This window comes from Rhizobium sp. P1_B8, assembly GCF_056406515.1.
In genome coordinates this window covers 39,863-61,137 of the sequence record NZ_JBFTZZ010000021.1, presented here as the reverse complement: position 1 = coordinate 61,137, position 21,275 = coordinate 39,863, and the positions used below count along the sequence as shown (strand labels likewise).

The 21,275-nt window shown below is 56.8% G+C and carries 16 protein-coding genes and 3 pseudogenes; 10 read left to right on the top strand and 9 right to left on the bottom strand.

What is annotated here, in order from left to right:
- Positions 1–65: 65 nt before the first annotated feature.
- From AC1D2N_RS23685 to AC1D2N_RS23675, 3 genes are read right to left on the bottom strand one after another with little or no spacing between them, the layout of a single operon-like run.
- Positions 66–1,358, bottom strand: a complete 1,293-nt coding sequence (locus AC1D2N_RS23685; protein ID WP_245275437.1) for an ABC transporter permease — start codon at positions 1,356–1,358, stop codon at positions 66–68.
- On the bottom strand, positions 1,300–2,847 hold the full coding sequence (locus tag AC1D2N_RS23680) for a sugar ABC transporter ATP-binding protein (protein ID WP_032990342.1): 1,548 nt from the start codon (positions 2,845–2,847) through the stop codon (positions 1,300–1,302). The genes AC1D2N_RS23685 and AC1D2N_RS23680 overlap by 59 nt, the downstream gene beginning before the upstream one ends.
- A gap of 39 nt (positions 2,848–2,886) precedes the next feature.
- Positions 2,887–3,822: a sugar ABC transporter substrate-binding protein gene (locus AC1D2N_RS23675; protein WP_032990343.1), complete on the bottom strand. Its 936-nt coding sequence runs from the start codon at positions 3,820–3,822 to the stop codon at positions 2,887–2,889.
- 592 nt (positions 3,823–4,414) lie between these two features.
- Here AC1D2N_RS23675 and AC1D2N_RS23670 point away from each other — a divergent pair.
- From AC1D2N_RS23670 to AC1D2N_RS23655, 4 genes are all read left to right on the top strand, one after another.
- A complete protein-coding gene (locus AC1D2N_RS23670) occupies positions 4,415–5,440 on the top strand; it encodes a zinc-dependent alcohol dehydrogenase family protein (protein ID WP_026242383.1) in 1,026 nt (341 codons plus the stop codon).
- A 184-nt stretch (positions 5,441–5,624) separates the two neighbouring features.
- Positions 5,625–7,196 carry a Re/Si-specific NAD(P)(+) transhydrogenase subunit alpha gene (locus tag AC1D2N_RS23665; RefSeq protein WP_018517149.1) on the top strand — a complete coding sequence of 524 codons (1,572 nt, stop codon included), beginning with the start codon at positions 5,625–5,627 and terminating at the stop codon, positions 7,194–7,196.
- Between the two features lie 15 nt (positions 7,197–7,211).
- A complete protein-coding gene (locus AC1D2N_RS23660; protein ID WP_018517150.1) occupies positions 7,212–8,645 on the top strand; it encodes an NAD(P)(+) transhydrogenase (Re/Si-specific) subunit beta in 1,434 nt (477 codons plus the stop codon).
- An 815-nt stretch (positions 8,646–9,460) separates the two neighbouring features.
- Positions 9,461–10,480: a LysR family transcriptional regulator gene (locus AC1D2N_RS23655; RefSeq protein ID WP_018517151.1), complete on the top strand. Its 1,020-nt coding sequence runs from the start codon at positions 9,461–9,463 to the stop codon at positions 10,478–10,480.
- Positions 10,481–10,536: 56 nt separating this feature from the next.
- On the opposite strand, the gene AC1D2N_RS23650 is transcribed toward AC1D2N_RS23655, so the two are convergent.
- A complete protein-coding gene (locus AC1D2N_RS23650) occupies positions 10,537–11,400 on the bottom strand; it encodes a fumarylacetoacetate hydrolase family protein (RefSeq protein ID WP_026242384.1) in 864 nt (287 codons plus the stop codon).
- Between the two features lie 29 nt (positions 11,401–11,429).
- On the opposite strand from AC1D2N_RS23650, the gene AC1D2N_RS23645 reads away from it, so the two are divergent.
- From AC1D2N_RS23645 to AC1D2N_RS23630, 4 genes and pseudogenes are all read left to right on the top strand, one after another.
- Entirely contained in the window at positions 11,430–11,744 is a 315-nt protein-coding gene (locus tag AC1D2N_RS23645) for a hypothetical protein (protein WP_130747929.1), read from the top strand.
- A gap of 72 nt (positions 11,745–11,816) precedes the next feature.
- Positions 11,817–12,641 (top strand): SDR family NAD(P)-dependent oxidoreductase, encoded by an 825-nt coding sequence (locus tag AC1D2N_RS23640; protein ID WP_018517154.1) that lies wholly within the window; start codon positions 11,817–11,819, stop codon positions 12,639–12,641.
- A gap of 441 nt (positions 12,642–13,082) precedes the next feature.
- Positions 13,083–14,324, top strand: a complete 1,242-nt coding sequence (locus AC1D2N_RS23635) for a DUF3422 domain-containing protein (RefSeq protein ID WP_477982116.1) — start codon at positions 13,083–13,085, stop codon at positions 14,322–14,324.
- Between the two features lie 238 nt (positions 14,325–14,562).
- Positions 14,563–14,733: pseudogene (locus tag AC1D2N_RS23630) on the top strand (IS6 family transposase); the annotation flags it as partial.
- Between the two features lie 117 nt (positions 14,734–14,850).
- Here AC1D2N_RS23630 and AC1D2N_RS23625 read toward each other — a convergent pair.
- Together AC1D2N_RS23625 and AC1D2N_RS23620 are read right to left on the bottom strand one after the other, a co-directional pair.
- On the bottom strand, positions 14,851–16,419 hold the full coding sequence (locus AC1D2N_RS23625) for an MFS transporter (protein WP_130747930.1): 1,569 nt from the start codon (positions 16,417–16,419) through the stop codon (positions 14,851–14,853).
- 5 nt (positions 16,420–16,424) lie between these two features.
- Entirely contained in the window at positions 16,425–17,549 is a 1,125-nt protein-coding gene (locus AC1D2N_RS23620; RefSeq protein WP_130747931.1) for an HlyD family secretion protein, read from the bottom strand.
- A 93-nt stretch (positions 17,550–17,642) separates the two neighbouring features.
- Here AC1D2N_RS23620 and AC1D2N_RS23615 point away from each other — a divergent pair, with 93 nt between their 5' ends.
- Entirely contained in the window at positions 17,643–18,551 is a 909-nt protein-coding gene (locus AC1D2N_RS23615) for a LysR family transcriptional regulator (RefSeq protein WP_477982113.1), read from the top strand.
- Positions 18,545–19,036: pseudogene (locus AC1D2N_RS23610) on the top strand (IS6 family transposase); the annotation flags it as partial. The gene AC1D2N_RS23615 and the pseudogene AC1D2N_RS23610, both read left to right, overlap by 7 nt.
- Before the next feature lie 11 nt (positions 19,037–19,047).
- On the opposite strand, the pseudogene AC1D2N_RS23605 reads toward AC1D2N_RS23610, so the two are convergent.
- The 3 genes and pseudogenes from AC1D2N_RS23605 to AC1D2N_RS23595 all read right to left on the bottom strand — a co-directional run.
- Positions 19,048–19,184: pseudogene (locus tag AC1D2N_RS23605) on the bottom strand (MFS transporter); the annotation flags it as partial.
- 53 nt (positions 19,185–19,237) lie between these two features.
- Entirely contained in the window at positions 19,238–20,731 is a 1,494-nt protein-coding gene (locus tag AC1D2N_RS23600) for a tripartite tricarboxylate transporter permease (RefSeq protein WP_018517161.1), read from the bottom strand.
- Between the two features lie 10 nt (positions 20,732–20,741).
- Positions 20,742–21,227: a tripartite tricarboxylate transporter TctB family protein gene (locus AC1D2N_RS23595; RefSeq protein ID WP_018517162.1), complete on the bottom strand. Its 486-nt coding sequence runs from the start codon at positions 21,225–21,227 to the stop codon at positions 20,742–20,744.
- Positions 21,228–21,275 lie beyond the last annotated feature (48 nt).

Below are 21,275 nucleotides of genomic sequence, written 5' to 3'. Positions count from 1 at the left end.
TGCCTTGGTTTCGGCACGCCCGGTTTGAGCTCACCGGAGCAATGCGCGAAGGACAGCGTCGTTCTCTAGCCGCCCGTCTTCGACTTCGATTTGTTGTCGCCAACCGTATAGATCGCTGCCGCAACCACGACCACAATGCCCTCGATCAAACCCTGCCAGTTTGCCCCCAGATTGAGCATGTTGAACCCGTTCGTCAGCGAAAAGAGCAGAAGTGCACCGGCAAGCGTCTTGATAACACTGCCTGCGCCGCCGAACAGCGATGTCCCGCCAAGAATGGCCGCAGCGATCACGGTAAGTTCGGCGCCTTGCAGACCTGCCGGATTGATGGACCGCAGGCGGCTCGCAAAGAGAACACCGGCAAATCCGGCAGTGCCACTGCAGAATACGAAGGCAAGAAGCTTGTAGCGCATGACATTGATACCCGAAAGGCGGGCAGCCTCCGGATTGCCGCCGACAGCATACAGGCGGCGCCCAACCATGGTGAAGCTGAGAACAACCCAGACAATGCCAGTAAAGACTGCAAGGTAAAGTACCGGGTTGCGCAAGGACAGTTCACCGTCCGATGCGTAGGCAATCAATAGGAACAAGATACCGCCGATTGCCATCCCGAACGCGGAGGGCCGCAGGGCCTTGCCAGCGCTCCAGGCTCTGAAGAGCGCAATGGCGCCGAGTGCAAGCAGCAATGCGCCGGTCACGAGGACGAGCCAATAGACCTCGTGTCGGCCTCCCTCGAACGCTCTCATGGCAGCAATCACGTCGGGATTGCTGGCCGACAATGAGCGGCCGTCGGTGTAGATCAACACCAGGCCGCGTACCGCCGTCATCGTGCCAAGAGTAACGATGAAAGCGTTGATCCCGACATATTGAACGATCACACCATTCAGCAGACCAACACCCATGGCGACGGCAAGCGCAAGCGCTGCGGCGGGCACAAAGCCAATGGCATCAGCGTTCCCGATTAGGACAACGGCAGCAAGAGCTGCGACAGAAGCGACAGAAAGATCGAAGTTGCCACTAATCAGGACCACGGTCATCGCCACCGCCATGATCGCCATCAGCGATGACTGGTAGACGACATTGGAGAGGTTGAGCAGGCTGAGGTAATTGGTCTGGCCAAGGTAAGTTGTCAGAATTGTCAGCACGGTAATGAGCAGCAACAGTGCGTAGTACACACCTCTCTCACGCAGGCCGAACAAGCGTCGCCAATTTGTCTTGCCGTCAACCTGCTCCGTTGGGGCGATCGCGGCTGCGGGCTCAATTTTCGTCTGTGTCGTGGTCGTCATTGGATCAGTCTCGCTTTTAATGGGACGCCGGCTGGTGGTGCGCCCCTGCAGGGGCTGCGCTTTGCCCGCCGGCAAGCAGAAGCAGTTCGTGCTCGGATGTTTCAAAGGTGTTGCGTTCGGCAACGCAGGCCCCGTCGCGCATGACCAAAATACGGTCGGAAACCGCAAGCAGCTCTTCAAACTCAGATGACACGACGATCACCGACTTCCCCTGGCTGGCGAGCTGCCGGATGAGCCGTAAGATGTCAGTCTTCGCGCCGATGTCGATGCCTGCTGTTGGTTCATCCAGCAGGAAGAGTTTCACATCGCTGAAAAGCCACTTGGCAATCGTCACCTTCTGGGCGTTGCCGCCGGAAAGGTCGCGCACGAGAATATCAGGCGAGCTTGCCTTGATCGATAACAGACGGATTGCCTCCCAACCGCGTTCGCGTTCCCGTTCGGCAACAGGCAAAGAATTGAGAACCGACACGCCACCCAGTGCCGGAAGCGTGGTATTGCGCCAAATCTCGAAATCCGGCACCAGACCCTGGGCCATACGATCCTCGGGAACCATGCCAATGCCGGCGCGGACGGCCGCACCTGTGTTGCGTGCGATCGGTTGTCCATCGAAAATGACCGAGCCGGTGGCATATTTGTCAGAGCCATAGATTGCATGCAGCAATTCGCTGCGACCAGAGCCCAGCAAGCCGGCGATGCCGATGACTTCGCCTTGCCGGAGATCAAATGACACGGGAGATAGTTTTCCCTTCGAGGCCAGATCTTTCAGTTGCAGCCTTGTCGCTGCTGTCACCGTTCCGGAAGCCGGACGGTCTTGCGCTTGGCGCTCAAGTGCAACGATCTGTTTTCCGACAATGGCTTCCGCGATCTTATTCTCATCGAGGTCGCACGTATGGGCGCGCATGACCGCCACGCCGTCACGAAGGACGGTTACGTGGTCCGTCAATGCCATCACTTCATCCAGGAAATGCGAGACGAACAGGATGGCCTTTTTTTCAACCTTCGACAGCCGTCTTACCGTCTCATAGACGAGTTCGCGCTCTTGCGCGGCAAGAGAGGCGGTGGGTTCGTCCATCACAATCAAGTCGGCGCCAGTGCCAACTGCCTTCATGATCGATACCATCTGACGCTCGCCTATCGATAGCGAACTGACAGGTGCATCTGGATTCACCCAATAGCCCAGTCGCCGACAGAGCTCGTCGAAACGTTGTCTGATCGAGGCGGAATTCCGCCAAAAACCTGTTTCCCCCAGGTAGACATTTTCAAGAACCGACAGCGTCGAAACCAGAGGGATATGCTGGTGAACGGTGGCAACACCCATGTCGTTGGCGTTTTTGGGATTGTCCCAGATGACAGGCTTTCCACGCCAGATAATCTCGCCAAGCGTTGGCCAGTAAGCACCGGACAAAACCTTGATAAGGGTGGACTTGCCGGCGCCGTTGGCGCCGAGCAATCCATGAACTTTTCCCTGCTCGATCTCAAGATCGACACCGCGCAGGGCAATTGTTCCATTGGGAAACCCCTTCACGACACCGCGCAGTTGCATAATTGGGTTTTCGTGTTGCATCGGCTCAGCCTCCCATTGGCTCTTCTTCACAAGGCTATTTCACCACTGCTCAGGGCAGGCGTCGATGGTTTCCTTCGTGATCGCGGGCATGTCGTAGGAGACGAAGCGAGCTTTTGGTGTGTCAGGATTGGTTGCCGCCTCATACATCGCCTTGAACATCAGCGAACCGAGAAGCTTAGGACGAGTGCAGACGGAGCCATACATTTCGCCGGCTAGGATCGCATCGTGGCCCAGTTTTGACCCGCCTCCGGTCGCAATCAGGATCGGCTTGGAACTGGAGGCCTCGATGGCACGCGCGCACCCAATCGCCATGTCGTCGGCGTGGCTGAAAATCAGGTCGATGTCCGGATGGGCTGTCAGAAAGTTCTGGCAAACCGCTTCGCCTTCATCTGGCGTCCAATTGGTCGGCTGCTCGGCGACGACGTCGTATTTCGCACCGGCTTTATCGAGCGCAGCTTTAAAACCATCGGTGTCAAGTTTGACGATCGTATAGGCGGGATCGCCCATGACGATACCGATCTTTGCCGGACGGTCCTTCGGCAGTAGCTTCGCGGCCATCTCTCCCGACACATAGCCGGCCTGGTAATTGTCGGTGGCCACAAGTGCCGAAAGGCCGGGGTAAGGCTCGGTCACCTTGCGTGATGCAGAATCGCCGACTTGAAGAGCGATAGCGACCACCGGGATCTTTGCGTCGTTGATCTTGTCCACAAAGGATTCGGACACGACGGAGTCGAGCGGTAGAAAGCCGATGGCATCGACCTTTTGGGCGATAAGGTCATCCAGAGAGTTGCCCTGCTTCTCAACGCTTCCACGTGGATCGAGAACAACTGTCTTGACGCCCGCGGCCGCGGCTGCCTCTTCGAAACCCTTGGCCGTCATCACGTTGTAGGGATATTCAAGGCTGGCCGGCACATACCCAAATGTCAGGTCCTTTGCCTGGACTGAGCCGATGCAAAGAACCGTAGCGATGGTCATGACGGATGAGCGAAGCAGTGGACGAGCGGCGCCGAAGAGTGTGGTGCTGCGTGTCTGTGATTGAGTGTGCATAAGTTCCTCCCTTGATGAATACTTGCTGTGTCTGTTCACACCGACCTGACCCATGGCGACCGTGGTACGCCTCCGCGTTTCCCGAGCCTTCATGCTGTGCAGTCAAAATCCCTGTCGGTGCCCGCAGGATGTCTTGAATGAACTGAAGCATGCGTGGCAGTCCTGCTTTGAAGCCGTCCTCCACGGATCCTCCCGTTAACGATTGCCTAACATGCCGGGGCGGTTGGAGACAGACCTCCGGCAGGTAGGATATAATGCCAAGTTATGACCCAATTTCAGCTGGATGCGTCCCGATCTGCCGGTGGCACAGCTGTTTGCGCTGTTGTCTCCTAAATCGGCATTAGGGAATCGCACGGGCAGGGTTATAACCTGAGCCTATACTCGCGGTGCGCCTCCGACGCTTTTCTCGCCTGAGGTCATTGTGCGCGACGCTTGGATTTGTCACGAGCGGTACGGATTACGACGAGGCCTGCGCTTTCGCGTGATGCCTGTGAACGCCTAAGTCGTGGAGGACATTAAAATGAAGGGACTGGTTTTTCTCGGCGAGGGGAAGATGGAGTTTCGCGAGTATGCGGACCCCACACCCGGGCCTGACGAGGTTATTGTTCGGATGAAAGCGTCGGGCATGTGTGGAAGTGATCTCAATCACCTTAACGAGCCAAAACGTCGTGAAGACCAGATCGTCATTGAAGGCCATGAGCCATGTGGGGTCATCGCGGAAGTGGGCTCGGCCGTTCGATCATCGGAAGCGAAAGTTGGCGACCGGGTCATGGTCTACCACTATGACGGCTGCCGGACCTGCACGAACTGCCGTTCCGGCTGGATGCAAAACTGCGATCATGATCGGATTGCATTTGGCGGCAACGGTCATGGCGCCCATGCCCAATTTATGAAGGTCCCGGCACATACGATTATCAAATTGCCGGATGAGCTGTCGTTCAAGGCGGGAGCGGCTGTTGGTTGCGGAAGCGGAACAGCATATGCCGCGCTGAAGCGGATCAATCTCGCCGCTGACGAAACGATTTCTGTCTTTGGTCAAGGCCCTGTCGGTCTAAGCTGCACGATGTTTGCAAAAGCCTTCGGCGCACGTGTCATTGCTTTGGATGTCGGTGAAGAACGCCTGCAGATGGCCCGCGACTTTGGCGCCGATTTCGCAATCAACCCTCTCAAGGATGATCCGGTCGAGGCAATACGCGATCTCACCCGCGGTGGACTTGGCGTGGAGAAAGCGGTCGAATGCAGTTCAAACCCCATTGCGCGCCAACAGGCAATGAAAGTGGTGCGCCAATGGGGAACGACCTGCCTGGTCGGCGTTCATGGGGCGATGGAATTTGAATGCAACGAACTTATCACCAAGCAAAAATCGTTGGTTGGCTCATTGACATTCAGCAAGAATATTCAGGACGAGTGTGCACAGTTTGTCGCGGAGCGCGGTATCAACGTTGATGCGCTTTTCACGCATGAATTTTCGCTCGACCAGGCCGCCGAAGCCTATGAACTGTTCGAGCAAAGGAAAATCGGCAAAGGCGTTTTCATATTCGACTGACCACTGCTTGGCGACGTGTGATCGCACGAGAAGTTCGTCGCGGACCATTTCACCTGCTTTGTACCGATCAAGGCCTCAGCGGAAATCGCAGAGAACGGTCAGGTCAAAGCTGCTTCCCACAATGTAACAGCGTTCGTTGCCGGCGATCAGCCGGGCGGTAACAATCGCGCCGGAGGGGCGTTCTATGAAAATTGGAGCACTAAGGGAAATTGCAGGGCAGGAAGCGCGTGTGGCGCTGACGCCAGAAAGCGCCCTACAGCTGCAGAAGCTCGGATACGAGTGCATCGTCGAAACGGGAGCAGGACGGCAGGCCGGGTTCTCTGACCAAGCCTATGGCGACGCTGGGGTTTTCGTCGTCGAAGACGCGGCAGCCGTGTATTCTTCATCGGATGTCGTCATCAAGGTTCGGCCGCCGGAACCCGGCGAGATCGACAAACTGGCAGCTGGAAAAACGCTGATCTCGTTTTTCTATCCAGCCCAGAACGCGAGCTTGCTGGAGAAGGCAAAACACACCGGGCTCAATGTCATTGCGATGGACATGGTGCCGCGCATTTCCAGGGCGCAGAAAATGGACGCATTGTCGTCCATGGCGAATATCGCAGGGTATCGCGCGGTAATCGAGGCCGGCAACAATTTCGGGCGCTTTTTCACCGGACAGGTAACCGCCGCAGGCAAGGTTCCTCCCGCCAAAGTTCTCATCATTGGCGCTGGTGTCGCAGGACTAGCCGCAATCGGTACAGCTACATCGCTTGGTGCGATCACATATGCATTCGACGTGCGTCCAGAAGTCGCCGAGCAGATCGAATCGATGGGGGCTGAGTTTGTCTTTCTGGATTTTGAGGACCAGCAAGATGGCGCCGAAAGCGGTGGCTACGCAGCGCCTTCATCACCGCAGTTCCGAGAGACACAACTGGCAAAGTTCCGGGAGTTGGCCCCGGAAATTGATATCGTCATCGCCACGGCCCTCATTCCGGGCCGCGATGCACCGAAGCTCTGGCTTGCGGACATGGTGTCGGCGATGAAGCCAGGTTCGGTGATTGTGGATTTGGCTGCCGAGCGCGGCGGAAACTGTGAGCTAACGGCGGTCGACCAACGGATCGTCTCCGACAATGGTGTCATCATCATCGGCTACACCGACTTTCCAAGCCGCATGGCCGCACAGGCTTCGACGCTGTATTCGAATAATATTCGCCATATGATCTCAGACCTCACGCCACACAAAAACGGGCAGATCATCCATGACATGGAGGATGACGTCATCCGTGGCGCGACGGTTTCCTACCGGGGTGAGGTAACCTTCCCACCGCCGCCGCCAAAGATAAAGGCGATCGCCCCTCAAAAACCCAAAGACAAGACCAAGGAGCTAACACCTGCAGAGAAGCGCGCAAAGGAGGTCGCCGCCTTCAAGGCGCAGACGAAAAGCCAAGGCTTTCTTCTCGCTGGTGGAACGGCCGCTTTGTTGCTGGTCGGGGCTTTTGCGCCTGCAAGCTTTATGAGCCATTTCGTTGTGTTCGTGCTGTCATGCTTCGTTGGTTTCCAGGTGATCTGGAATGTCTCGCACTCGCTGCATACGCCGCTGATGGCGGTCACCAATGCCGTTTCGGGAATCGTCATCTTGGGCGCGTTGCTGCAGATCGGTTCCGAAAGCTGGTTGGTGGTGACGCTGTCTGCCGTTTCGGTGCTTATTGCAACGATCAATATTGTCGGCGGCTTCCTGGTGACACGGCGCATGCTCGCCATGTTCCAGAAGTCTTGATCGGGGGGAATTGTCATGACGATCGGGATCGTTTCAGCAGCCTACATCGCTGCGGCTGTGCTCTTTATTCTTTCACTCGGCGGGCTTTCGGGACAGGAGAGCGCCAAACGTGCTGTCTGGTATGGCATTGTCGGAATGGCCCTGGCTGTGATTGCAACCGTATTTGGCCCGGGCGTTGGCAGTTGGTTTATCATTGCGTTCATGGTGGCAGGCGGCGCTCTCTTAGGGCACTTCGTTGCGAGCCGTGTGCAAATGACCGAAATGCCCCAACTCGTGGCAGCCCTTCACTCGTTTGTTGGCCTGGCCGCCGTATTCATCGGTTTCAACGCCCACCTCGAGGCTTTGCGGATTGCCGGCATGGACGAGGCGACGCGGGCCGCACTGGACGGATTTCCTGGCATCCTGGCCCATAAAACACCTGTTGAGCTGTCGATCATGAAGGTCGAGGTTTTTCTTGGCATTTTCATCGGCGCTGTAACGTTCACAGGTTCCGTCATCGCGTTCGGCAAGCTTGCCGGCAAGGTCGACGGCAAAGCCAAAAAGCTAGCTGGCGGCCATTTTCTCAATGCCGGAGCGGCGATCCTGTGCCTAATGATGCTGCTAATGTATGTCGACGGTCAGGGCGCCTGGACGCTGATCTTGATGACTGGCGTCGCATTTTTTATCGGTTACCACCTTATCATGGGCATTGGCGGCGCAGACATGCCTGTCGTTGTTTCGATGCTGAACAGCTACTCCGGCTGGGCGGCGGCCGCAATTGGGTTCACGCTCGGAAATGATCTGCTGATTGTCACCGGGGCACTGGTCGGCTCTTCTGGCGCAATTCTGTCGTATATTATGTGCAAGGCTATGAACCGGTCCTTCATATCGGTCATCCTTGGCGGTTTCGGCGGTGTCACAGGGCCCACCATGGAGATTGTCGGCGAGCAGGTGGCGATCGATGCTGATGGTGTCGCAGCGGCCCTGAACGAGGCTGATAGCGTCATCATCGTTCCAGGCTATGGAATGGCGGTCGCGCAAGCGCAACAGTCGGTCTCGGAACTCACTCGAAAGCTTCGTGCAGCCGGGAAAACGGTTCGCTTTGCCATTCATCCGGTTGCGGGCCGCCTTCCTGGACATATGAATGTCTTGCTAGCTGAGGCGAAGGTACCCTACGATATCGTTCTTGAGATGGATGAGATCAACGCGGATTTCTCGAGTACGGACGTCGTTATCGTCATCGGTTCCAATGACATCGTCAATCCTGCAGCTCTGGAAGATCCCAACTCACCGATTGCCGGAATGCCCGTGCTGGAGGTTTGGAGGGCCAAGCACGTCCTGGTATCCAAGCGCGGTCAGGGAACTGGATATTCCGGGATCGAGAACCCGCTTTTCTACAAGGAAAACACGCGGATGTTTTACGGCGATGCCAAGAAGTCACTCGATAGCGTCATACCGCTGATGGCCTAATCAAACGAGGCGCGCAAAACTTCTTGGGAGTTTCAGCCGCGAGCCTTATTCCGTCCTGTCGGTATGCATGATAGCGATGTCTCAACGCTGAATGGGGCTCATTCAGGCGAAGAATTTAAGATGATACGAAGGTCCCATCTCGCATTTCCAGCGAGGTGATGGCGACCGAGGACAGCCACGCAGTTGGCACCCTGGCACGCGATGGACCTTGCGTGCGTTCACTTAAATCCCTGCGCCATCGCAATTTGCCAGCCGCGCCTTCACCGTTTGCGCACTTCAAATGGTCGTTGGCGAAGCGTTCGACGTTTCAAACAAGGGTGCACCGTTTTGCAAGCTCGGTCCGACCTGTTGACGTCAGGGGTTGTCTTGGGCGTTTGTGTAGCGAGCGGCATCCTTGTCGCAGGATTGGCCACGCTGTGACGCTGACCATCGGGGGCAGCTCGGACCAATCGCCAGCCCGGTGAAAACTCAAGCCTCGGCAACTTGAATCAGCCAAGTGATTATATCGAAGTGACCTCTCATTTGAAGGATGGCGGCGATTGGACAAAGCCTGTTTCCACTCGTTCAGCCATTCCCAATGCACTGACCCAGGTTGACGGCACGGGGGGTATAATATATTCAATACCCAGTTCCGCGAACCTCCACGCTCTATAATGTAATCATTATTCCCGAAGCAGGCAGCGCGCGGTCGACTGCGCCAGTTGGCACTGCTCTTCAAGCGTACCTGATTCATTTCCGCTTGGGCCGTGGAGCCTCAGCACTGGGCCGTGGCCATCAAACAATGTCTGGCTATCGGAAAACTGAGTAGGAACACCATGCCCGCCAGTCATCTCAACCTAGATCCGAAGAAGCTTCTTTACCTTGCCTCGATAATCGAAAGCGGCAGCTTGAAGAGTGCGGCCAAGGCGCTTGAAATATCCCAACCCGCTCTGTCCACGTCCATGAGCAGACTGGAAGCTGAGTTGGGTTTGCAAATTCTCCTGCGAGGACCAACCGGTGTGACTCCCACGCCGATCGGTGAAGTCCTTTACGGTCATGCGCGGCTGGTGCGCGACGCTATTGAATTGGCCGAACGGGCATTGTTGAACGTGAACGGAGATCACCCGCTCTCCATCCGCATTGGTAGTCTCCCGAGCTTGGCGAGCACTGTCATGCCCATGGCCCTAAGCAGATGGCGGGAGGCTCACGCTGATCGCGATCTGCAAGTCGTCGAGGCCCCACAGATCGACCTTTTGATTGGTCTTTTGCGGGGTGAATTCGATTTCGTTTTCGGATTTACGGAGTGCTATGATTTGGAAGACGGCTTGCGGCAACGCGTCCTCTTTCGCGACAAGCTTCTTGTCATTGCCAGATCCGAACATCCTCTAAGCACAGCAAAAAATCTGAGTTGGGAAACTCTGGTTCGTTACCCCTGGGTGGCACCGACCGCGCGTCGCGCGCATGCCATTCTTGCCGCCGCCTTGAAGATTGCAAAATTGGCGCCACCGGAGCGCGTCACTGTGTGCGGCTCAGTCACATTGCTGAAATCGCTCGTCATCGACAGTGATCACCTTGCCGTGTTGCCTGCCCATGCTGTTCGTTCAGAACTGGCGGACGGACGGCTATGCGGCCTTGCCATTACCGATCCCGCTCTGGATCGGAACATCGCTGTGTTCTTTCGAGATGGATATCATCTCGATGGTCATAGTCGTGATCTGGTGAAATTCGTCGAAGCTGTCGGTCAGGAGCTTTGTCGTCGGCCGGAGGCGGGACCGGCTGAGCAAGCCAGCCTGCAGGAAGCGACACGGCTGGAGTGTCCGCGCCCGCGCAAGGTGTCGCAGGGGGACCGTCCGTAACGCAGCCGTGGTGCGTTGGCCATGAGCTGGAAGTAGACGGGCCGCGCTATTGCACATCAGCCGAATGAGTTGCTTATGGTTCCGATGCCGGAAATTGATATTTCCACGCGATCGCCGGCCGTTAAAAAACGCGGTGGATTAAACCCGATCCCGACACCTGCTGGGGTTCCGGTTGCGATAACGTCGCCAGCCTGCAACGTGAGACCGGCAGAGATTGCTGCAACCAGTTGAGGAATTTTGAAGATGAGGTCACGGGTATTCGCCTGCTGTCGCAGTTCACCGTTGACATGACATGTAATGTCCAAATTCTCGGCATCGACTTCATCTGCCGTCACGATCCACGGTCCCATCGGACAAAATGTGTCGAGCCCTTTGCCCGCAAGCCACTGCTTGTGATTTTTTTGCCGATCTCGAGCCGTTACGTCATTGATGATTGTGTAGCCCCAGACATGTTTCCTAGCGTCCGCTTCCGAAATATTGCGGCCGGGACGCCCGATCACGAAAGCAAGTTCAGCTTCATAATCCACCGCTGAGGTGGCTTGCGGGTGCAGTTCGACAATATCGTCTGGCCCGACGACCGTGCTTGGAGGCTTGCTGAAAATGGCCGGATATTCGTCAGTTTCCTGACCCTTTACAGCGCCAGCTTCAAAACCGCTGACAGAAAATTCCTTTGCGTGCGCGTGGTAATTCTTGCCAATGCAAAAGATGTTGCGCTCCGGAATGATCGGCGCCAGCAGTTTCACGGTATCGAGGGGAATTCCGCTACCATCTGATCCGCCATAGGTAAAACCGCCAGTCGTGAGCCTGATCAAACCAATGACATTGCTCAGCTTTTTATCGAGCGGATGAATGCGTCCCGCTGCGGTATCAACAATACCCACTCTGGGCCGGCCGGCATCAATAAATCGTGCAACTTTCATAGCGTCCCATCTTACAGCAGGAGGAAAAAGTGGCGCGCGGCACTGCGCCGATCCTCGGCGTGGCTTTTGTCTATCAGACAATCATCGTCATCGACCTGCTTGAACCAGGTTGGGCAACGGCAACTGGGTGTATTCTACGAACACTTACAAGCGCCGGACAGGCGCAATCCAACCGCGGTATAAGCTTTTGTTATCTCCTGTGGTTGCAGACGTTGCCCTCCCAGTTGATTCCAACAGGCGTCCGCCGCATGTTCGTTTCGATTTCAAAGCTGTCACGCCGCCCTGCATCGGCAAGTGAGATTTTCCAATCCACACGGAGCATGGTGTTTGCCACCACCGAATAGGTCGCAATCAACAACTGTCTCCGCGCGGCATCACACTGGCCACGTCTGTTTTCGACCTTGAGAGGACAACAATTGACCGAACATATCAAAGTCCAAGCCCCTCAGGATTCTGGGGTTCCCGGCTGGGCTCGGGATTTCAGCCTCACCGATCGCGTGATTTTGATCACGGGCGCCGGTCAAGGGATTGGGCGGGAGCTTGCCCGTCAGTTTGCCGCCGCAGGGGCTATCCCCATTGTCGCCGACCTCGATGTCGACAACGCCGAACGAGTCAGAGCCGAAATTTTGGCAGCTGGAGGGCGGGCGAGCGCAGCCGAGGTCGACATTGCTGATGCGGCATCCGTCGACCGACTTGTGAAGTCGATTATCGATGAACATGGTCGCCTCGATGTGCTGATCAACAATGCCGCGATATTCGCGACCCTTGACAAGCGCAAATTCGAACACATTCCGCTTGACGAGTGGGACCGCGTCATGCGGGTCAATATCACCGGGCCATTCTTGTGTGCCCGGGCGGTCGCTCCCGTAATGCGAGCGGCCAAGTGGGGCCGGATCATCAATATCTCTTCAGATGCGGTGACGAAGGGCGTGATGAACTACATGCATTACGTCGCTTCGAAATCGGCTATGATCGGCATGACAAATGCCATGGCACGCGAACTCGGCGACGACGGGATCAACGTTAACTGCATTCGACCTGGAGCGGTCTCGACAGAAGTGGAGCGGGCGGTAAATCCGACGTTGGAACTGCGACAAACGCAGCTGACACAGCAGTGTATAAAGCGAAGCATGCTGCCTACCGATCTCGTGGGGATCATGATGTTTCTCTCCACTCCGGCGTCGAACTTCATCACCGGGCAGACCATCGCATGCGATGGTGGATACACGCACAGCAGCTAGGAACGTTGCGTGACCACGTGAAATACCCTCAGAACCACGATGCGGGTTTTGACACGAGGACACGGGGGTAACGCAAGCGATCGCGCCCGTAATGCTTCCTCCTGCAGATTGCGCAAGGGTCCAGCGATTGACGTTGAGATGAAATCGCTGGACCCCTTGTGCTCTTGAATAGCCGCGCGTCAGGACCGAGCGTCTAAGCGAAGCGTCGACGCCTGCCATATAGCGTTATCTTATAGCCGAGTGGTCGCGGCACTTGGCGCCTGTGTCGTGACCGGCAATAGTGCCAGGCGTAGCGTCGACGTAGTAGGGATTGGGTCAAAGCAATTCGTTGGCGCCGTCGGCATGGCAGCGGACGGCCTTGCCCGAAGCTGTTTGCCAGTCGTCAACCTCACATGTCGGCCTGAATGAAATAATGCTTGACCACCGGCATAGCCGCGTTGAATGACGCAGGCCGGACGCAACGAGGAAATGGTAGAAGTGACCGACGTTGATCTCGACTTCAATGCCGAATTGCATGCGAGACCGTCCATCTATTTTTCGGGTCAGTCCTTCGTTGAATATATTGCATTGCGCCCAGCCACACCTGTCGCGATGAGTTCGGGTCATCGTGCATCCGGAGACAAAGGGCCTGATGGAACTGTTCAGACACAGATCGAGGTTCATACCGAGTTCGTTACCGTCACAAGGGTAACAAAGCTGCTGGATGCTCCGGCAGTTTGGCCAACAGCAAATCTGACAATCGACGAGGCCAGAGGTCTGTCCGGGTTGAAAGATGCGACGCTGATCTGTCGACTGGAGATTCTCGTTTCAGGCGCGCCTCCGCGCGACATCAGCTCTGTCCTCACAGATTTCGCATTCGCGGATACTGCAGCTTCTATCGTTGGCGGCGGGGCCTTGGTTTGTTCGGATTTTCGCGTCAGCACATCCAACAGCAGCCGCGCCATCCTGTTCAACACCGATCTTAATGCCTACAGGCTGGGTCGGATGGTTCGGCGCGTCTACGAGATCGAGACGTACCGGGTCATGGCACTCCTGGGATTGCCGGAAGCTCGGCGTCTTGGACCGCTGCTGGCTGACTATGACAGGAAGCTGGTTGGGCTTACCAACCGACATTTGACGACCCCTACGAGCGAGCACAGAAGCCTTCTTGAAGAGATCTCCATCCTGTCTGCACAGGTGATCTCAGCGACGGCGAAAACACGAAACCGCTTCGGCGCTACGATTGCCTATGCAAAGATAGTCGAAGAACGCATTGCTGAATTGAGGGAATCTCATGTTCCCGGCTTCCAGCGCTACGGTGTCTTTGTGGCCAGACGGTTTAAGCCCGCGATACGGACCTGTGAAGCGACAGCTGTGCGATTAGAGCAGCTCTCGCACGCAACGATGCATCTCATCGATCTCCTCCAGACCCGCATCCAGGTTGAAATTGAATATCAAAACGCGGTGCAAATCCAAGCGATGGCGGAAAGAGCAGCAACGCAGGTCAAGATCCAGCGCGCCGTCGAAGGATTTTCGATCCTCGCGATCAGCTACTATTTGCTCAGTCTGATCAAACTGGTGTTGGAAACATCCGATCATGCAGGCTACCATATTGACCCACTCGTGATGTTGATCTGTGTGCCTGTGGTGATCGGCGCAGTCTGCATCACAGTTCTTAGAGTCAAGCACGCCCTCAAGTCGTAAGCAATTCCGACTTTCGTGCTAGGCGCCTGCGCGTCTGATCAGTTTTTGATCGGGCAGTCGGGCAAAGCGGCGCGTTGCGCATGCCTTTACATTGGTTGTCCATTGCAATCCAGCACGGATGCTAACCCGATTGTCTGTCGCCTGTCCGTTCGTCATAGCCAGACACGTGGTGCTCAATGCATGTCCAATGGCATCGTCAACTTAACGAAACGTGGACGTCTATGTGCGATGACGGATCATGACGCTCCGTGATCCGCTTTATCGTCGCCAACGCTTTCCTGCAGAGATCATCGCCCACGCTGTGTGGCTTCATTTTCGCTTCCCTCTCAGCCTGCGGATGGTCGAGGACATGCTGGCCGCCCGCGGCATCATCGTCTCGCACCTAACAGTCCGGCTGTGGGCAGAGAAGTGCCTCCACCAGTAGGCTGGCGACTCCTCCGGGACATTACAAACCGCACGCGTCGACTGGACTGCCCGAGGCGGCGCAGCTACCAGAACCCATCACATCTGTCGGGCTGTTAAGGTTTCAGCCAACGAGGGGGCCTTTCGGCGCTTTTCCAACGAATGCAAGAATCACTACGCCGCCCATTGCGCAGAAGAATGTGAGCCAGAAAGCGTCGATGTAGGAAAGGACGTTGGCCTGTCTTTGCATCTGTTGGGCCAACACCGCCGTTGCACGGCTTTGTGCGACTGCCTGACCGGCGCTGGTCAGTCTGTGAGTGAGAGCGGCGATCGTGACGTTCGATTCTTCCGATCCGCGTTCGAGATTGAGACCGATCAGGTAGGAATGCAGCTGTTCTCCCTTGCGAAGAAATGTTGCCATCAGTGCCTGGGCCGTCTGCACGCCAAGGAGCCTTATAACCTGTATGTAGGCCCCTATGGCAGCCGCCCTTTTGGGGTCGCCGTTCGCAACACTCAATACGATGATCGAAAGAAATGCCAGGATCTGGCCCACGGCCTGAAGGACGTAGATCATTCGGAAATTGTCACCGCTCCAGTCGGGCGTAAGGCCGGTCCCCAAAAGAGAGGCTGCCGCAAAACAGCAGAGGCCGATCAACAGGATGAAGCGGCCGTCCGTCCTGTGCATGGCCCAGACGGCGATGGGCGTCATGACGACAAGCGGCATACAAATCCACTGGACCATTGTCGCACCGATCTGCTCCGGCCGCAGACCTGCGACGGTCGCCAGATAGTTCGGGACTAGCGTGGTGTTCGACAAGCTGGTCATCATGTAGAATAGGGCAATCGACATAAGCAGCACGACGTTGCGGGAGCCCAATGCGCTAATGTGCGCCCATGGGTGTTCGATCAGCATTTCGTTGATGAAGAAGGCAACGATGAGCACCGCACCTCCGATCAGGGCGGACATCACCACTGCACTTTCGAACCAGTCAAGCCGGTTGCCCTGATCGACGGCGATGAAGAGCATTGCGAGACCCGCGCCGAACAGAAGCTTTCCGCCCCAATCCGCTTTCATAAGCAGATCGCGGTTCACCTCTTCGTGCGGCGCGCCAACGAAGATCAGGAGTGCCATTAAGGGAGCCAGGAAGACGTCCTGCCAGTAGACGAACTGCCATCCGACATGCTGCACATAGAAGTCGAGAAGTGCTGTACCTGAACTCGACGTGAAAGCCGTTCGGAAGGCGTAAAGCGCGATTCCCGTGATCCACCACCTCACGGGAAGATTGCGGAAGATCATCATCAACGTCGCTGGCACGAAGACACCGAGCAGCGTGCCCTGGATAATATGCAAGATGGCGAGCGCCTCGAAACCACGGACGAACGGGATCAGCGCCGCGATAAGTGCATAAAGTAGCGCCGGAGCAACCATGACCCGTCGCACGCCGAACGTAGCGGCAAGCCAGGGCACGGCAGGCGCCACCAAAAGCTGAGGCGCGGTGGCCAGCGTGCTCAGCCAGGAGCCTTCGTCAAAGCTCAGGCCGAACACGCCCCTGAGATCACCAAGGCCGAGGCCGAAGAGCCGGGTGTGGGAGGCCGCCATGTAGGGGCCGATGAAGATGCCGCACAAGGCAATGATCGGGTGATGCGTTCGCCGCGCGGTAAAGGAGAACGGGAGACGGAGGATATCGGCCATGGTCGTTACTCACGGTTGGAGGCGACCGATACAGTGACCACCGCCGACATTCCCGACCGAAGCCGATCGAGGGCGGATGAGCCGTTAAAGTCAATCCGCACAGGGATGCGCTGCACGACTTTCGTGAAGTTTCCAGTCGCGTTGTCGGCCGGCAGCAATGCGAACTGCGACCCGGATGCGGGTGACAGGCGTGTCACCTTGCCGGTGAAGGCCTGTCCGGGAAGCGAATCGACCGTGACCGTTGCGGCCTGTCCCTCCTGCATTCGAAAGAGCTGCGTCTCCTTGAAGTTGGCGATCAGGTAGACATTCGGCAGCGGGATAATCGAGATCGCATTGGTGCCAGCCGTGATGTAATCCCCGACGTGGACCTGTCGCTCGCTGACGATGCCGTCAAACGGCGCCAGGATGGTCGTATAGGAAAGAGCCAGTTCAGCGGATCTGAGACTTGCCTTGGCCGACTCCACGTTTGCCGAGAGTTGGGCTCTCTGACCATCAATGTATTGAAGCTGTGCCTCGGCGGATGCGACTGCGGCTTCCGCCGCGCCTGCGGTAGCGGAAGTCGTCTTCTCGTTCGCCGTAGCTTCGTCCAGCCGCTGCTGGGCACCGACACCCTTTTCCAGGAGCGTGGTCTGCCGGTTTGCAACGATCTTGGCGAGATCCGCGTTCGCGCGGGCAACCACGGCTTGAGCCTCTGACCGACGGATTTCGGCCTTTTGAAGATTCCCCTGATTGTCGAGGTTGTTGCGTTGGGCAACCGCTGCGCCCAATGTCGCTTTAGCCTGATCGCGCCTTGCCTCGTAGTCTGATGGATCGATTTGAAGGATCACGTCACCGGCCTTCACATGCTCGAAGTCGCCGACCTTGACGGCCACCACGTTCCCCGAGGCACGAGCACTAAGATGGCTCAACTCGGACCGTACATAGGCGTTATCCGTCGTTTGCTCATCAGCGCCCGATGTCCAGCGGTCCCACTGCTGCGAACTTAGGCCTGCTAGAACGCATACAGTTCCAACCACCAGCAATGGGACGAGGACTTTCGTGTAGTTCCCCCGCGGACGTGCGAGTTGGTGCTGTTCGGAGGTTTTGGGCGAAGCGAGTGTCGAGCCTTTCACGGGCGTTTGTTGAAGCATTTTGTCTTACCTTTTTGACAGACAAAAAGCACAGGTTGATCTATCATTTCCAATAGCTTTTGCTTTGCGTGCAATCATCGGGAGTGATCAGAGATGGATGTCCATGGAACAAGCAAGGCAGCGGTCGAATTGCGTCATCTCCGCTATTTCGTGGCCGTTGCGGAAGAACTCCATTTTGGGCGGGCGGCTGCCAGGCTCAATATTGTCCAGCCGGCCCTCACCGCGCAGATAAAGTCTCTCGAGCGCATCCTTGGCGTCGAACTGCTCGAAAGGTCCAAACGAAAGGTGGAATTGACGGAGCCCGGACGGGAGTTTCTCCGTGAAAGCTACGCCGCACTTTCCCAGGTAGGCAACGCCATAGACACAGTCATCGAGTTCGCGCGCGGGGCGACCGGAACCCTTCGGCTCGGGTTCGGTGCGAACGCTGCCATCAGCGGTCTCGTCTCTTCGTCGGTCAGACGTTTCAAGTTAAACTGGCCGCGGGTCACCGTGACGTTGAAGGAAATGCCCAGCGGAGAGATCCCGGAGGCGCTGCTCAAGCACGAGATCGACGTTGGATTCGCGGCAACTGTCGGAAGTGACGTCACGGGCGTCGAATCAAAAGCGGTCGGTAGATGGCCCTGGCTTCTGCTGGTTGCGGACAACCATCGGCTTGCGGTTGCCCGGTCGGCGTCTATCGCCGATATCTCCGGAGAGAGCCTGGCTGTTTATGCAGAGGCCGACGGCCGGTCCAATGTCGAAGGAGCATTGTCGTCAATACCCGGTCTTTCTCCGCGTCACGTCTACAAGACCACCCACATTACAAGCTTAATGGCTTACGTGTCGGCGGGTCTGGGCGTCGCGTTCTCGCCATCAGCGGTGCGGACGCTTAATTTTCCAGGTGTCGTCTTCCTGGACGTTTTGGACCCATTGCCGGAGATGGAGATGAGTTTGCTTTGGCGGCATGGCGTTCACAGCGCAACCGTGCTCAATTACATCGAATGTCTGCGTAACGAAGTTTGAAGTACAAGAAACACTGGCTGTGGCGTGCCGCCGATCAGGACGGTTTCGTTCTCGATGTTCTGGTGCAAAGCCGCCGCAACGCCAAGGCGGCAAAGCACCTAATGCGAAAGCTCTTAAGGGGTCAAGGCCGCACGCCGCGTGTGATGATCACCGACAAGCTGCGCCCTTGCGACGCCGCAAAGCGAGATATCATGCCCGGTTTAGAGCGTCGATCGCACAAGGGACAAAACAATCGGGCGGAGAATTCCCGTCAGCCCATCCGACGACGAGAACGGATCATGAAGCGCTTCAAGTCGAGGCGACATCTCCAACGCTTCGTCTCTGTTCATGACCCGATTGCCAACTTGTTCAATATCCCGCGCCATGACATATCTTCCCGCCATCATCGCGTGGTGCGCACGGCAGCAATGGACCAGTGGGCAAAAATCGCTCAGGCATTGACGGCCAACAAGACGGGCGCTCGAGTATGGACGTGCGGCAGTTAAGTTCACTATGCGCTGAGCGTGTTGGCGGCGAAGGCGGCGGCGCACCGGCCGCAGCGACGATCGCGCCGCCGATCGCCGGACCTGCCGGGCGGGTGATGTTGGTGCCCATGCTGTTCAGCGCCGCCGCCGGCAGCACCTCGCGCGGCAGGCACCGGTTCTTTCTGATCACTCTACCGGAGCCACAGAACCTGCCACCCGACTTTATTCCTCCAGCGCCTCATCCTTCTTTTTCCGAATAGTTGGCAGCAGCATTGCCAGCAGTGCAGCAGCCGCAATCGCGAGCAAGACTGCGCTGACCGGACGCTCAACGAACACCATCGGATTGCCGCGAGAGACAACCATGGCTCGTCGCAGATATTCTTCCAACATCGGGCCAAGTACAAAGCCGATCAGCAAAGGCGCAGGTTCACACCTCAGCTTGTAAAGCAGGTAGCCAACGAAACCGAAGAGCACCGTCTCGAAAACGTTGAACGCGGAGTAGTTGACGGAGTACACACCGATGGCACAGAAAACGAGGATGGTTGGATAGAGGTAGCGGTAAGGCAATTTGAGCAGCGACACCCAGACACCGATGAGCGGCAGGTTGATGACAAGCAACATGAGGTTGCCGATCCACATGCTGACAATCAGGCCCCAGAAGAGCTTCGGTTGAGACTGAATCACTCCCGGACCCGGCTGGATGCCGTGGATCATCAGACCACCGATGATCAGCGCCATGACCGCATTGGCAGGAATGCCTAGCGTGAGCATGGGGATGAACGAGGTCTGGGACGCGGCATTGTTCGCACTCTCCGGACCGGCAACACCTTCAATCGCACCGGTTCCGAATTCATGGCCGTATTTTGAGACGCGCCGCTCCAGAATGTAGGATGCGAATGTCGACAGGGCCAAACCGCCGCCGGGAAGAATTCCCAGCACGGATCCGACGATGGTGCCGCGAATGACCGAAGGAGTTGCTCGCCGGAATTCTTCCTTGGTCAACATCAGGCTTCCAACCTTGGAAATGGTCTTGTTGCGATTTTCTGGATTTTCCAGATTCCTGACGATCTCGGCTACACCGAATATCCCCATGGCAACAGCAACGAAGTCAATCCCCTCGAAGAGTTCGAAAAACCCGAGCGAGAAGCGAACCTCGCCGCTTTGGATATCTGTTCCGACCAATCCAAGCGCCAAACCGAGCGCAAGCATTGCAATGGACTTGAAGATGCTGCCCTGGGCAAGGACCGTTGCAATGATCAGTCCGAGAAGTATGAGTGAAAAGTATTCGGCGGGGCCGAACGAAAGCGCAAACGACGTCAACAGCGGTCCAGAGGCGGCCACCACGAGGGTGGCGACCGTGCCGGCGAAGAACGATCCCAGCGCAGAGACCGCCAGCGCGGCGCCTGCTCGGCCCTTCAGGGCCATCTTGTGGCCCTCAAGCGTCGTCACGACAGCCGTGACCTCCCCGGGCAGATTGAGAAGGATTGCCGAAGTGGATCCTCCATACTGTGCCCCGTAATAGATGCCGGAAAGCATGATCACTGCTGTCACGGGATCAAGTGCGAAGGTAAGAGGCAAGAGCAGAGCGATCGTCGCCAACGGCCCGATCCCCGGCAGAACACCAATGGCGGTGCCGATCAGACAGCCCATGAATGCAAAGCCGAGATTGTGAAACGTCATTGCGACCGAGAGGCCGAGCGCGAGATTGTCGATCATGTTTATTCGCTCACAGTTCGGTCAGGCCAGGGGGCAGGAACGAGACGTTCAAATTCAAGCCCAGGATGAAAACCAGCCAGCAGATGAAAACCAGAGCAATCGTCATGCCTGCGATGCCCAACACGGAGTGCGAGCGGTCGGCGATGCTGGCGATCACGACAACGGTTGCGACCGACAAAGCGAGGCCAATCCGTTCGATCAGCACGCCGAACGCGGCCATGGCTCCAAGGATAAGAACCAATTCTTTCCACGCCCACCTTTCGAGCGGATCTGGACCGTTTCGCAATCCAACGACGATCACAGCGACACCGAGGATCGCCAAAAGCGAGAAAATAAGCATGGGCATGTAGCCGGGGCCCATTTGGGCGGCCGTGCCCGTTGCGTTTTCCAGATTCAGGAGCAAACCGATGGCCGCGACGGCAATCAAGAACACGCCGGTGGCAATATCCTTGGCGTTTAATTTTCCAGTTGTGGTTTCTTCCGGTTGGTCTTGCATTTGAGGTCTTCCCCGAATTTTTGTTAGGTCCTCGGTGAGCAGAATGCC